This is a genomic window from Pseudomonas sp. AU12215 (assembly GCF_001675465.2).
Classification (GTDB): Bacteria; Pseudomonadota; Gammaproteobacteria; order Pseudomonadales; family Pseudomonadaceae; genus Pseudomonas; species Pseudomonas nitroreducens.
Genome location: NZ_MACM02000179.1, coordinates 63,167 through 76,997 on the forward strand (window position 1 = coordinate 63,167; position 13,831 = coordinate 76,997).

Annotated in this window: 12 protein-coding genes; all 12 read left to right on the forward strand. The window is 66.9% G+C overall.

Annotated features, from left to right (window positions below):
* The first annotated feature begins 90 nt into the window (after positions 1 to 90).
* The 12 genes from A9513_RS31040 (at position 91) to cheD (ending at position 13,818) form a co-directional block, all read left to right on the forward strand.
* Positions 91 to 1,398, forward strand: a complete 1,308-nt coding sequence (locus A9513_RS31040) for an MFS transporter (protein WP_024766261.1) — start codon at positions 91 to 93, stop codon at positions 1,396 to 1,398.
* Positions 1,399 to 1,541: 143 nt separating this feature from the next.
* Entirely contained in the window at positions 1,542 to 2,165 is a 624-nt protein-coding gene (locus A9513_RS31045) for an ATP-binding cassette domain-containing protein (RefSeq protein ID WP_065086399.1), read from the forward strand.
* A complete protein-coding gene (fetB, locus tag A9513_RS31050; protein WP_024766259.1) occupies positions 2,162 to 2,962 on the forward strand; it encodes an iron export ABC transporter permease subunit FetB in 801 nt (266 codons plus the stop codon). The genes A9513_RS31045 and fetB overlap by 4 nt, the downstream gene beginning before the upstream one ends.
* Before the next feature lie 49 nt (positions 2,963 to 3,011).
* Complete coding sequence (locus tag A9513_RS31055) at positions 3,012 to 3,695, forward strand: SDR family oxidoreductase (RefSeq protein ID WP_065086400.1); 684 nt, start codon at positions 3,012 to 3,014, stop codon at positions 3,693 to 3,695.
* Between the two features lie 278 nt (positions 3,696 to 3,973).
* The gene (locus tag A9513_RS31060) at positions 3,974 to 5,332 is read left to right on the forward strand and encodes an 8-oxoguanine deaminase (RefSeq protein ID WP_024766257.1); all 1,359 of its coding nucleotides are present in this window, start codon (positions 3,974 to 3,976) and stop codon (positions 5,330 to 5,332) included.
* 520 nt (positions 5,333 to 5,852) lie between these two features.
* Positions 5,853 to 7,040, forward strand: a complete 1,188-nt coding sequence (locus A9513_RS31065) for a methyl-accepting chemotaxis protein (protein ID WP_065086401.1) — start codon at positions 5,853 to 5,855, stop codon at positions 7,038 to 7,040.
* Between the two features lie 181 nt (positions 7,041 to 7,221).
* Positions 7,222 to 7,587: a response regulator gene (locus A9513_RS31070; protein ID WP_024766255.1), complete on the forward strand. Its 366-nt coding sequence runs from the start codon at positions 7,222 to 7,224 to the stop codon at positions 7,585 to 7,587.
* Between the two features lie 11 nt (positions 7,588 to 7,598).
* Positions 7,599 to 9,500: a chemotaxis protein CheA gene (locus A9513_RS31075; RefSeq protein WP_065086402.1), complete on the forward strand. Its 1,902-nt coding sequence runs from the start codon at positions 7,599 to 7,601 to the stop codon at positions 9,498 to 9,500.
* The gene (locus tag A9513_RS31080; RefSeq protein ID WP_024766253.1) at positions 9,487 to 9,972 is read left to right on the forward strand and encodes a chemotaxis protein CheW; all 486 of its coding nucleotides are present in this window, start codon (positions 9,487 to 9,489) and stop codon (positions 9,970 to 9,972) included. The genes A9513_RS31075 and A9513_RS31080 overlap by 14 nt, the downstream gene beginning before the upstream one ends.
* Before the next feature lie 21 nt (positions 9,973 to 9,993).
* Entirely contained in the window at positions 9,994 to 12,018 is a 2,025-nt protein-coding gene (locus A9513_RS31085; RefSeq protein ID WP_065086403.1) for a methyl-accepting chemotaxis protein, read from the forward strand.
* Between the two features lie 364 nt (positions 12,019 to 12,382).
* A complete protein-coding gene (locus A9513_RS31090; protein ID WP_065086404.1) occupies positions 12,383 to 13,225 on the forward strand; it encodes a CheR family methyltransferase in 843 nt (280 codons plus the stop codon).
* The gene (gene cheD, locus A9513_RS31095) at positions 13,225 to 13,818 is read left to right on the forward strand and encodes a chemoreceptor glutamine deamidase CheD (RefSeq protein WP_024766251.1); all 594 of its coding nucleotides are present in this window, start codon (positions 13,225 to 13,227) and stop codon (positions 13,816 to 13,818) included. Before A9513_RS31090 ends, cheD begins: the two co-directional genes overlap by 1 nt.
* The last annotated feature ends 13 nt before the right edge of the window (positions 13,819 to 13,831 follow it).

Consider the following 13,831-nt stretch of genomic DNA (forward strand, 5'->3'; position numbering starts at 1 on the left):
CCCTCGGCACTGCGCCGCCCTCGCGGCGCGCCGGCGTGACGTAACCCGTAGTCCGCACGCCTGACGACAACAACGACAAGAGGAATACCCATGGATAGCGCAAGCGCCGTCTCCGCTTCTGCCGCACCCCGCACGACTTCCCAGCGCATCAAGTCGATCTTCAGTGGCTCGGTCGGCAATCTGGTCGAGTGGTACGACTGGTACGTCTACGCCGCCTTCTCGCTGTACTTCGCCAAGGCATTCTTCCCCCAGGGCGACATGACCGCCCAGTTGCTGAACACCGCCGCGATCTTCGCCGTGGGCTTCCTGATGCGCCCGATCGGCGGCTGGCTGATGGGTATCTATGCCGACCGCAAGGGCCGCAAGGCCGCCCTGCTGGCCTCGGTCCTGCTGATGTGCTTCGGCTCGCTGATCATCGCCCTGACCCCCAGCTATGAAACCATCGGCGTCGGCGCACCGATCCTGCTGGTGCTCGCGCGCCTGCTGCAGGGCCTGTCGGTCGGCGGCGAATACGGCACTTCCGCAACCTACCTGAGCGAAATGGCCAACAAGGAGCAGCGCGGCTTCTTCTCCAGCTTCCAGTACGTGACCCTGATCTCCGGCCAGCTCATCGCCCTGGCGGTACTGATCGTGCTGCAGCAGACCCTGACCGTCGAGCAGCTGGAAAGCTGGGGCTGGCGTATTCCGTTCTTCATCGGCGCGCTGTGCGCGGTCGTAGCCATGTTCCTGCGTCGCGGCATGGAAGAGACCGAATCCTTCAGCACCAAGAAGGACGAGCCCAAGGAAAGCCTGATCCGCACCCTGTTCCGCCATCCCAAGGAAGTCCTGACCGTGGTCGGCCTGACCATGGGCGGTACGCTGGCCTTCTACACCTACACCACGTACATGCAGAAGTACCTGGTGAACACCGTGGGCATGAGCAAGAACGACTCGACCATGATCTCGGCGGCCACGCTGTTCCTGTTCATGCTGCTGCAGCCCATCGTCGGCGCGCTGTCGGACAAGATCGGCCGTCGCCCGATCCTGATCGCCTTCGGCGTGCTGGGCACCGTGTTCACCTACCCGATCCTCAGCACCCTGCACACCATCGACACCTGGTGGGGCGCGTTCTTCCTGATCATGGCCGCGCTGGTCATCGTCAGCGGCTACACCTCGATCAACGCCGTGGTGAAGGCCGAGCTGTTCCCCACCGAGATCCGCGCCCTGGGCGTGGGCCTGCCGTACGCGCTGACCGTGTCCATCTTCGGCGGCACCGCCGAGTACGTGGCGCTGTGGTTCAAGAGCATCGGCATGGAGAGCGGCTTCTACTGGTACGTCACCGCGTGCATCGCCTGTTCGCTGCTGGTCTACGTGACCATGAAGGACACCCAGAAGCACTCGAAGATCACCACCGACTGATTGGGCTCCTTGCCCAGGCCCCGGCGCACACTCTCCGGGGCTGTTTATCCACAAGGCCCGGCATACGCCGGGCCTTGTCGTTTCTGCGGTGACCCGCGACGCTGCGCTATCCTCGCCAGCGTCACGATCGCGTAGGCATTTCCATGAACCTCTCTCCCTTTCCTGTCGGCACGTTGAGCGCCCGCGGCCTGCGCGGCGCGCTCAGCGGGCCCTTCGATCTCGACCTGGAACCCGGCCACTGCACGGTCCTCAGCGGCCCGTCGGGCATCGGCAAGAGCCTGCTGCTGCGCATGCTCGCCGATCTCGACCCGAACCAGGGCGCGATCAGCCTCGGCGGGGTGAACCGCGAGAGCCAGCCGGCCCATGTCTGGCGGCGGTGGGTGACCTACGTACCGGCCGAATCCGGCTGGTGGGAAGACGACGTCGCCGCGCACTTCACCGATCTCGACGGCGTAAGCCGGCTGCTCCCGCAGCTCAATCTCGATCCCGCGAGGCTGCAGGCCCAGGTCGCGCAACTGTCCACCGGCGAGCGACAGCGCCTGGCGCTATTGCGCGCACTGGTGCAACGCCCGCACTTCCTGCTGCTGGACGAACCCACCGCCGCGCTGGACCCGGACAATCGCGAACAGGTCGAACGCCTGTTGCTGGCGGTCAAGGCGCAAGGCATGGGCCTGCTGGTGGTGACCCACGATGCCGACCAGGCGCAACGTCTCGGCGAGCGGCAACTGCACCTGGACCACGACGGACTGACGGAGCGACACCCATGACACCGCTGCAATTGAGCGTGCCGGAACTGGCCCTGGCGGCGCTACTGATCCTTGCGGCGGCGGCGCTGTCCTGGGCGCTGCGCCTGGGCCTGCAACGCACGCTGCTGGTTTCCGCTGCACGCCTGGTGGTGCAGTTGGTACTGGTCGGTCTGTTCCTGCGCCAGGTATTTGCGCTGTCTTCGCCCTGGCTGACGGCGCTGGTGGTCGCCGTCATGCTGGGCGCGGCGACCTTCGAGGTCGGCTCGCGGCAGCGTCGGCGACTGACCGGCTTCTGGCACCTGGGCATCGGCGGCGGCGCGGTCGGTATCGCCACCCTGGGCATCGCCCTGTTCGCCCTCGCCGGCAGCCTGCGCCCGACGCCCTGGTACGACGCGCGCCACGCCATTCCGCTGGTGGGTATCATCCTCGGCACGGCGATGAACGCCGCCAGCCTGGCGCTGAACCAGGTGTTCGCCAGCGTCACCCGCGAGCGGGCGGCCATCGAAGCGCGCCTGGCCCTGGGCGCCGACCGCCATACCGCGCTCAGCGGACTGATTCGCCGCGCGCTCTACACCGGGCTGATCCCCACCCTGAACCAGATGGCTGCCGCCGGTATCATCACCCTTCCGGGCATCATGACCGGTCAGATCCTCGCCGGCATGGACCCACTGGACGCCGCGCGCTACCAGATCCTGCTGATGTTCCTGCTCGCCGGCGCCGGATTCATCGCCGCGCTGGGCGCGGTGTACCTGTCGCTGTGGCGGCTCACCGACCCGCGCGAGCGCCTGCGCCTGGATCGCCTGCGTGCCGACGATTGAGCGGCGCTGGCGTATGCTGGGCAACCTTCCCCCGCCACAGGAGCCTGCCATGACCACCCCGAAATCCGCCTTGATCATCGGCGCCTCGCGCGGCCTGGGCCTGGGCCTGGTGCGCGAGCTGCTGGACCGTGGCTGGGACGTCACCGCCACCGTGCGCGACGCCGCCCATCCCGGCGAACTGGCCGCACTGCCGGTGCGCGTCGAGTCGCTGCTGCTGGACGACGTGCACTCCCAGGACCGCCTCGCCGAAGCCCTGGCCGGCACACGCTTCGATCTCATCTACATCAACGCCGGCATCTACGGCCCGCCGCACCAGTCGGCCATCGACGCCAATCTCGCCGATGTCGGCCACCTGTTCATGGTCAACGCCATCGCCCCGCTGCGCCTGGCCGAACGCCTGCTGCCGCGCCTGGACGGCGACAACGGCGTGCTGGCCTTCATGACCTCCGAACTGGGCAGCGTCGCCGGCAATGAATCCGGCGGCATGGCGCTGTACCGCGCGAGCAAGGCGGCGCTCAATTCGCTGACCCGCAGCTTCGTCGCCGAACTGGGCGAAACCGGCATCACCGTGCTCAACCTGCATCCGGGCTGGGTGCGCACCGACATGGGCGGCGAGTCCGCGCCGCTGGACGTGCCGACCAGCGTGAAAGGCCTTGCCGACCAGGTCGAAGGCCACGCCGGCCGTGGCGGCCAGTTCTACCTGGACTACCAGGGAACGACGATCGACTGGTGACGACGGCATTCGAGCCCGTTACTATGAGCGTTCTCTTGACCCCCATGTCAGGTTCTGCGAGCTAGAGCCAGGCAAGGCGGCGGTTGGCGAGAAAGCGCAGTTGACTCCAGTCAATGAGCATTTCTCGACAATCGCCAACGCCGCATGGCCGACGCGCAGCGAACCGCTAGGGTGCGAGGGAACCTGGATCAGCAGACAGGGTGAACACTGAGCTGGCTTCCCATGAACCCATGGAGCCGGCTCGAACGAACGGCTCCGTCCGTTTGGAGAATTCATCCATGTCTTCCCCGCGTCTCTGGCTGCGCAACCCGCTGGCCATCTTCACCGCTAATGATCAGGACGCTCGTGGCGGCATCGTCGTCCAGGACGGCCGCATCGTCGAACTGGTCGCTGCCGGCCAGCAGCCTTCGGCCCCCATCCAGCAGACCTTCGACGCCAGCCAGCACGTGCTGACGCCCGGCCTGATCAACACCCACCACCACTTCTACCAGACCCTTACCCGCGCCTGGGCGCCGGTGGTGAACCAGCCGCTGTTCCCCTGGCTGAAGACGCTCTACCCGGTATGGGCGCGCCTGACCCCTGACCAGCTCGGCGTGGCCACCAAGGTCGCACTGGCCGAACTGCTGCTCTCGGGCTGCACCACCGCCGCCGACCACCACTACCTGTTCCCCGACGGCCTTGAGCAGGCCATCGACGTGCAGGCCGGCGTGGTCCAGGAACTGGGCATGCGCGCCATGCTCACCCGCGGCTCCATGAGCCTGGGCGAAGCCGACGGCGGCCTGCCGCCGCAACAGACCGTGCAGAGCGCCGAGGCCATCCTCGACGACAGCCAGCGGCTGATTCGCGAGTACCACCAGCGCGGCGAAGGCGCCCAGGTGCAGATCGCCCTGGCACCCTGCTCGCCCTTCTCGGTCACCCCGGAAATCATGCGCGCCAGCGCCGAACTGGCCGAGCGCGAAGACGTGCGCCTGCACACCCACCTCGCCGAAACCCTGGACGAAGAGGACTTCTGCCTGCAGCGCTTCGGCCAGCGCACCGTGGATTACCTGGACAGCGTCGGCTGGCTCGGCCCGCGCACCTGGCTGGCCCACGGCATCCACTTCAACGATGAGGAAATCCAGCGCCTGGGCGCCGCCGGCACCGGCGTCTGCCACTGCCCCAGCTCGAACATGCGCCTGGCCTCGGGCATCTGCCCGACCGTGGCGCTGGAAGCCGCCGGCGCGCCGGTGGGCATCGGCGTGGACGGCTCGGCCTCCAACGACGCCTCCAACATGATCCTCGAAGCCCGCCAGGCCCTGTACATCCAGCGCCTGCGCTACGGCGCCGAACAGATCACCCCGGAGCGCGCGCTGGGCTGGGCCACCCGCGGTTCGGCGAAACTCATCGGCCGCAGCGACATCGGCGAGCTGGCCGTGGGCAAGCAGGCGGACCTGGCGCTGTTCAAGCTCGACGAACTGCGCTTCTCCGGCAGCCACGACCCGCTCTCCGCGCTACTGCTGTGCGGCGCCGACAAGGCCGACCGGATCATGATCGGCGGCACCTGGCGCGTCGTCGACGGTGAGGTCGAAGGCCTCGACCTCAAGCGCCTGATCGCCGACCACACCCAGGCGGCGCGCAAGCTGCTCGGTACGCTGTAAATACCTTCCGCGCCCATACGAGCGGAGCCCCTCACCCTAACCCTCTCCCGCAAGCGGGAGAGGGGACCGTTCGGTGCAGGGAGAACCTCCAGCGTCAGCCGGCACAATCTGCCCCCTCTCCCTATGGGAGAGGGTTGGGGTGAGGGCAAGCCCCGAGCGAATATCGGCTCGCCTGTAATCCGCTCTACCCAGCCTGCCGACAAGCTTCCTGACCGAAGACCATCACGTGGCTCCGGATGCCATTCCAGCCGGCACGTTTTGTCATCGAAAAATCGCTACAACCCGCGCCACACAAGGGCTGCGCACTACCGCCCGTCGCCATCCGAACAGCCGCGATAAACGGTCATTCAGTGAAAACCCCTCTAGATCAAGGGTCTATCCCTTGCGACGGGAATATGCCGTCAGTTTGACATCACCCATTGGCACTCTAGTTTTAAATCGCCGGGCCGAATTCCTGCTCAAGAGGTTGTCAGCAGCCGTTTGGCCCGGTCACCGGCGCCCGGCAATGGAGTGCACGTCAATGCGCGATTCACAGTTGGACCCTCTGGCGGTTCAAGGAGCCGGCCAGGATTGGCCGCGGCGCCTCATCATCCAGACCCTGCCCTGGGCGGTGGTCGCCGTGCTCTGCGCGGTCGGCGTGCCGTTCTGGTGGATGCTGCCGGTGGGCTGGATCTCCAGCCTGGTGCTGAGCAGCCTGCTGTGCGGCACCGGCAAGGCCGCCGCCGAGGCGCAGGCAGTCAAGCTGCACAGCGAGGAGCTGCCTCAGTGGCGCCCGCTGCAGGAAGCCGTGGAAGGCCACCTGGCCCAGCTCAACGGCCATACCCACCAGATCGACAGCCTCCTGCACCAGGCGATCCGGCAACTGACCGACAGCTTCCACGCCCTCGCCGATCGCATCGACACCCAGCGCGGCCTGTCCCACTCGCTGATCGAGCGCTACGATGGCCGCGGCCACATGGACGGCGACATCGATTTCCAGCGTTTCATCCACGCCACCCAGGAAACCCTCGGGCTGTTCGTCGAAGCCACCCTGGAGACCAGCCGCACCTCACAGCAACTGGTGGAGCGCATGGACCGCGTGACGCACAAGATCGCCGAGATCCTGCAATCCACCCAGGACATGGACGCCATCGCCAAGCAGACCAACCTGCTGGCCCTCAACGCCGCCATCGAAGCCGCCCGCGCCGGCGAAAGCGGCCGCGGTTTCGCCGTGGTAGCCGACGAGGTACGCGCGTTGTCCACCCGTTCCACGCACTTCTCCCAGGCCATCCGCGAGCACGTCGACGTGGTCTACCACGAGATCAAGGACGCCGAGGGCGCCATCAGCCAGTTGGCCGACAAGGACATGACCTTCGCCCTGGATTCACGCCAGAAGATCCAGCACATGCTCGACGATCTCGACGCCATGAATCAGCACACCGTGAAGGTAGTGCAGGAGCTGGACCGCATCTCCCTGGAAGTGGGCGACGGCGTCAACGCCGCGGTCACCGCCCTGCAGTTCCAGGACATGAGCAGCCAACTGCTCGGCCAGGTCGGCAAGCACAGCGCGCGCCTCGGCGCCCTCGCCGTCGGCCTCGGCGCGCTGGATGGTCGCGAACCCGGCGAGTGGGGCGAGCGCCTGCGTGGCGAAGTCGCCGAACTCGGTCGCCCCCTGAGCAACCCGGTCGCCCAGACCAGTCTCAGCGCTGGCGAAGTGGAACTGTTTTGACGTGATCCGAGCGCAGGAGGCATCGCCATGTTGCAGTCCGTCATTGCCCGCTTTAACGAACACTGGCTGGCCAACCTCGCCCTGATCGGCTGAGCCCCACACCCTTTCCGCGCGCCGGGATGGCGCGAGTTCCGCGCGCCTGGCGACAAGCAACGCATTGCACCCAAGGAGAATCAACGCAATGGGAAAACAGATTCTGATCGTCGATGACTCGGCCTCCATCCGGCAAATGCTGAGCTTCACGCTCAAGTCCGCCGGCTACGAGGTGGACGAGGCCGTGGACGGCAAGGACGGCCTGGGCAAAGCCCAGCGCAAGTCCTACCAACTGGTCTTCACCGACCAGAACATGCCGAACATGGACGGCCTGTCGCTGATCCGCAGCCTGCGCGACATGGCCGGCTACCGCAGCACGCCGATCCTGATGCTGACCACCGAGTCCAGCGACGCCATGAAACAGCAGGGCAAGAGCGCCGGCGCCACCGGCTGGCTGGTCAAGCCGTTCGACCCGCCGAAACTGCTGGAAGTGACCCGCAAGGTCCTGCCCTAGGGGAACCCTGAATGGCTACCGGTATGGAGCAATTCCTCCAGGTCTTCTTCGAGGAAACCGACGAACACCTGGCGACCCTCGAACTCCTGCTGATCGGGCTCGACCTCGATCAGCCGGACGCCGAGACGCTCAATGGCATCTTCCGTGCGGCGCACTCGATCAAGGGCTCCAGCGGCATGTTCGGCTTCGACGACCTGACCGCCGTGACCCACGAACTGGAGACGCTGCTCGACCGCATCCGTTGCGGGCAGACTGCCCTGCACGTGGACATGATCGGCGCCTTTCTCGAAGCCCGCGACGTATTGCAGCGCCTGCTCGACGCACACCGCAGCCAGGTACCCGATCCGGACGTGCCCGTCGCCGCCACCGTGGAGCGCCTGCGGGCCTGGCTGGCAGCACCGGCTGCAGCCACCGCCGATGACCACTCCGGCCTGTTCGAAGACACCCTTGTCGCGGCAGAAGCCGGCGCCAGCGACGAGGACTTCGGCTTCTTCGACGATGCGCCCGGCACGCCCGGCGCCAGCGCAGCGGTCGCCAGCAGCGACGACGATTTCGGTTTCTTCGACGACGCCCCCGGCGCGCCAGGCGCCAGCCCCGTCGAGCCCTACGGCATCTTCGACAAGGCACCGGGCGCCCCCGCCGCCGCTCCAGCCGCCGCCATCGAAGCGCCGAAAGCCGCACCGACCGTGGCGAAGGCAGCCGCCGCGCCGCGCACCGACAGTGAATCCAGCTCCATCCGCGTCAGCGTCGAGAAGATCGACAGCCTGATCAACCTGGTGGGCGAGCTGGTGATCACCCAGGCCATGCTCAGCCAGCTCAGCGAAGACCTCGACCCGACGCACTTCGAGCGCCTGCAGCAGGCCCTGGCGCAGCTGGAGCACAACACCCGCGACCTGCAGGAATCGGTGATGTCGATCCGCATGCTGCCGATCAGCTTCATCTTCAGCCGCTTCCCGCGCCTGGTGCACGACACCTCCGCGCGCCTGGGCAAGCAGGTCGAACTGATCCTCCAGGGCGAGCACACCGAACTGGACAAGAGCGTCATCGAAAAGCTCAGCGACCCGCTCACCCACATCGTGCGCAACAGCATCGACCACGGCATCGAAACGCCCGCCGAACGCCTGGCGGCCGGCAAGCCGGCGCAGGGCTCGGTGAAACTCGCCGCCAGCCACCAGGGCGGCAGCGTGGTGGTGGAAATCTCCGATGACGGCCGCGGTCTGTCCCGCGAACGCATCCTCGCCAAGGCCCGCGAGAAGGGCCTGCCGGTGCACGACGGGATGAGCGACGCGGACGTCTGGCAATTGATCTTCATGCCGGGCTTCTCCACCGCCGAAGCAGTCACCGAGCTATCCGGCAGGGGCGTGGGCATGGACGTGGTGCGGCGCAACATCCAGGCCATGGGCGGGCGGATCGACATCGACTCCGCGCTCGGCATGGGCACCCGCATGAGCATCCGTCTGCCGCTGACCCTGGCCATCCTCGATGGTCTGATCGTCGCGGTGGAGCAGGTCAACTACGTGGTACCGCTGACCTACATCGTCGAATCGCTGCAGGCCCGCGCCGACGATGTGCGCGGCCTCGCCGGCGAGGAGTCGACGGTGATCCGCGTGCGCGGCGAATACCTGCCGCTGTTCTCCCTCAACCAGTTGCTGCGCATCGGCGCCGAGCCCATGCCGGCGGAGCAGGGGATCGTGGTGATCCTCGAATCCGAGGGCAAGAGCTTTGCCCTGCAGGTGGACGAACTGGTCGGCCAGCAGCAGGTGGTGATCAAGAGCCTGGAACAGAACTTCCGCCGGATCGACGGGATCGCCGGCGCCACCATCATGGGTGACGGCAGCGTCGCCCTGATCCTCGATGTCGATGCCCTGCCACGTCTGGCGGCACAAGGAGAGCCCACCCATGAGCGCAGCTGAAGCCAGCGCAGCAAGCAACCCGGTGCAGGAGTACCTGACCTTCACCCTGGGCCGCGAGGAATACGCCATCGATATCCTGCGGGTGCAGGAGATCCGTGGCTACGACCAGGTCACGGCGATCGCCAACGCCCCCGCCTTCATCAAGGGCGTGATCAACCTGCGCGGCGCCATCGTTCCCATCGTCGACCTGCGCATCAAGTTCAACCTGGCCGACATCAGCTACGACCAGTTCACCGTGGTGATCATCCTCAACGTCGGCCGGCGCATCGTTGGCGCGGTGGTGGATTCGGTCTCCGACGTGATCGCCCTGGCCGGCGAGGAAATCAAGCCGCGCCCGGAATTCGCCGCCAGCTTCGACACCGAGTACCTGCTGGGCCTGGCCACCGCGGGTGAGCGGATGCTCATCCTGGTGGACATCGAAAAACTCATGACCAGCCGTGAGATGGCGCTGGTCGACGAAACCGCCGCCTGATCGCGACCGAGGACAAACAACATGGGTCTGTTCAACGCACACGCCGTGGCGCAGCAACGCGCCGACCGCATCACCGCCATCCTCCACAGCCTGGTGGACGGCAACCTCGACGTCGCCATCGGCGAAACCCCCGCGCCCGGCTACGAGCGCCTGTACGACGGGCTGCGCAATGTCCAGCGCAGCCTGCGCGAGCAGCGCACGGAACTGGCCCAGGCCGAAGCCCTGGAGGCCGGGCTGGTGGAGATGACGCGCCAGCACGAGCTGGGCTGGATCGACGAGGTGATCCCGGTGGACAAGTTCGCCGGCCGCCCGGCGCGCATCGCCAAGGGCATCAACGACCTGGTCGCCGCGCACATCGCGGTGAAGATGAAGGTGGTTGCTACCGTGACCGCCTACGGCAAGGGTGACTACTCGGTGGAGATGGACCGCCTGCCGGGCAAGAAAGCCATCATCACCGAGGCCATCGACGGCGTGCGCGACAGCCTCAAGGCCAACGCCGACGCCGCCGAGTACAACGCGCGGATCAAGAGTGCGCTGGATAACGTCTCGGCCAACGTGATGATCGCCAACAACGATCTCGACATCATCTACATGAACCGCACCGTCACCGAGATGCTCGGCAATGCCGAGGCCGACATCCGCAAGCAGCTGCCGAACTTCAACGCCAGCCGCCTGATGGGCGCCAACATCGACATGTTCCACAAGAACCCGGCGCACCAGCGCGGCATGCTCGCGCACCTCACCGCGCGGCATAAGGCCGAGCTGAACCTGGGTGGCCGCCGCTTCGCCCTGGACGTGGTGCCGGTGTTCAACGATGCCGGCGAGCGCCTGGGTTCGGCCGTGCAATGGACCGACCGCACCGAGGAGTTCCGCGCCGAGCAGGAAGTCTCGCAACTGGTGGATGCCGCCGTCGCTGGCGACTTCAGCAAGCGCATCGAGGCCTCCAACAAAGAGGGCTTCTTCCTGAAGATCGCCACCGGCCTGAACAGCCTGGTGGACACCGCCGACAAGGGCCTGCGCGATGTCACCCGGGTGCTCGGCGCCCTGGCCCAGGGCGACCTGACCCAGCGCATCGACGCCGACTACCAGGGCACCTTCGGCGAGCTGAAGGACTACGCCAACGAGACCGCGCAGAGCCTGTCGCGTATGCTCGGGCAGATCCGCGAGGCCGCCGACACCATCCACACCGCCGCCAGCGAGATCGCCAGCGGCAACGCCGAGCTCTCCACCCGCACCGAGCAGCAGGCTTCCAGCCTGGAAGAAACCGCCTCGAGCATGGAAGAACTGACCAGCACCGTGAAGCTCAACGCCGAGAACGCGCGCCAGGCCAATTCGCTGGCGGTGAACGCTTCCGAAGTCGCCACCGAGGGCGGCAGCGTGGTGCAGAAGGTGGTGGGCACCATGTCGGCCATCAACGACTCGGCGCGCAAGATCGCCGACATCATCGGGGTGATCGACGGCATCGCCTTCCAGACCAACATCCTCGCGCTCAACGCCGCGGTGGAAGCGGCGCGCGCCGGCGAGCAGGGCCGCGGCTTCGCCGTGGTGGCCGGGGAAGTACGCACCCTGGCGCAGCGCTCCGCCGCCGCCGCCAAGGAGATCAAGACGCTGATCAACGACTCGGTGGACAAGGTCGAGAGCGGCAACACCCTGGTCGCCCAGGCCGGCCAGACCATGAGCGACATCGTGGTCGCCATCAAGCGCGTCACCGACATCATGGCGGAGATCGCCGCCGCCTCCGCCGAGCAGAGCAGCGGCATCGAGGAAGTGAACGGCGCCGTGTCGCAGATGGACGAGATGACCCAGCAGAACGCGGCCCTGGTAGAAGAGGCCGCTGCGTCGGCCGAGGCCCTGCAGGAGCAGGCCGGCATGCTCAACCAGCAGGTCGGGGTGTTCAAGCTGGAGACCATCGCGGCCACCGTGGTGCCGCTGGCCTCCGCCCGCCCGGCCCGCGCCGAGCCGGTGGCGCACGCCTCGCGCGCCGCTCGCGGCGTGGCCAAGGCGGTACGCGCCAAGGGCAAGGAAGACGACTGGGAAGAGTTCTGATCGGGCGGGGATGAGGGATGGCGGCGGCCGGAGCAATGGGAGGGTCGGCTGCCGCGCGCGGGCCAGGGATGGTCAGGCGATGGTTGCTGGTGTGGGTGCCAAAAGCCCCTCACCCTCACCCTAACCCTCTCCCGGAGGGAGAGGGGACTGATCGGCATGGCTGGAAGTACCGCGACACCCGGACACACCGAACGGCCCCCTCTCCCTCCGGGAGAGGGCTGGGGTGAGGGCAATACCCCGCACAGAACCTTCCCGATCCAACGAAGCAGGGCGCATAACGCCACAGGCGTTATCCGCCATCGCGGCCAATCACCCATTCCGGGTCATGCGCCTCGGCAATCCGTCCACGCAGTGAGACCCACCAATGCCCATCCACCTGCCCGCCCCCGAGCACGAATTCCACTACACCCGCCGGGACTTCCAGCAGGTGCGTGAGCGCCTCTACCGGCACGCCGGCATCAGCCTCTCGGAGAACAAGCAGCAGCTGGTCTACAGCCGCCTCTCGCGACGCCTGCGCAGCCTGCGCCTGGGCAGCTTCGCCGAGTACTTCGCCTACCTGGAAAGCCATGAGGAAGAGTGGCAGCAGTTCGTTAACGCACTGACCACCAACCTCACCGCCTTCTTCCGCGAGAAGCATCATTTCGACCACCTGGGGCGCTTCGCCGCCGAGCAGCTGGGCGACCACCAGCCGCTGCGCTTCTGGTCCACCGCCTCGAGCACCGGCGAGGAGCCCTACTCCATGGCCATGACCCTGGTGGACGCACTGGGCAGCTTCGCCCCGCCCATCGAGCTGATCGCCTCGGACATCGATACCGGCGTACTCGGCCAGGCGCGCCAGGGCATCTATCCGCTGGAGCGCATCGAGGCGCTGAGTCCTGCGCAGAAAAAGCGCTTCTTCCTCCGCGGCACCGGCGGCAACGCCGGCAAGGCGCGGGTCGTGCGCGAGCTGCGGCAGATGATCGATTACCGGCAGATCAATCTGCTGGACCGCGACTGGGGTATCCCCGGCAACCTGGACGCAATCTTCTGCCGCAACGTGATGATCTATTTCGACAAGCCGACCCAGACCCGCCTGCTCGAACGCATGGTGCGCCTGCTGCGGCCGGGCGGGCTGTTCTTCGCCGGGCACTCGGAAAACTTCGTCCACGCCAGCCACCTGGTCCGTTCGGTAGGGCGCACAACCTACCAGGCGGTGGGGAGCCATTGATGGGCGCCGCCCTCGACCAACCCAATCGCTACTACGACCCGCGCTTCGGCATGGAAGCGGTGAAGCTGCTGCCCGGCGAGTGCTACGTCACCGCCGAGCCGCTGATGCTGGTCACCGTGCTCGGCTCCTGTGTCTCGGTCTGCCTGCGCGACCGCAGCAGCGGGCTGGGCGGCATGAACCACTTCATGCTGCCCGGCGACACCGGCGTGCAGGGCCTGCTGTCCAACTCCGGGCGCTACGGCGTGCACGCCATGGACCTGCTGATCAACGGCCTGATGCGTCGCGGCGGCCAGCGCCGGCACTTCGAGGCCAAGGTGTTCGGCGGTGGCTCGGTGTTGAAGAATCTCAGTGCCGACGTCGGCCAGCGCAACGTCGAGTTCGTCCTCGACTACCTGGACAACGAAGGCATCCCGCTGGCCGCCCAGGACTTGCTCGACGTGCACCCGCGCAAGGTCTACTTCTTTCCCGGCAGCGGCCGGGTGCTGGTGCGCAAGCTGCGCACCCTGGCCAACGATACGGTGCTGCAACGCGAGCGGCAGTACTGCCAGCAACTGTCCCGCCGGGAGCGCGGCGGGAGCATTGATCTGTTCTGAACGGAGGGACGCC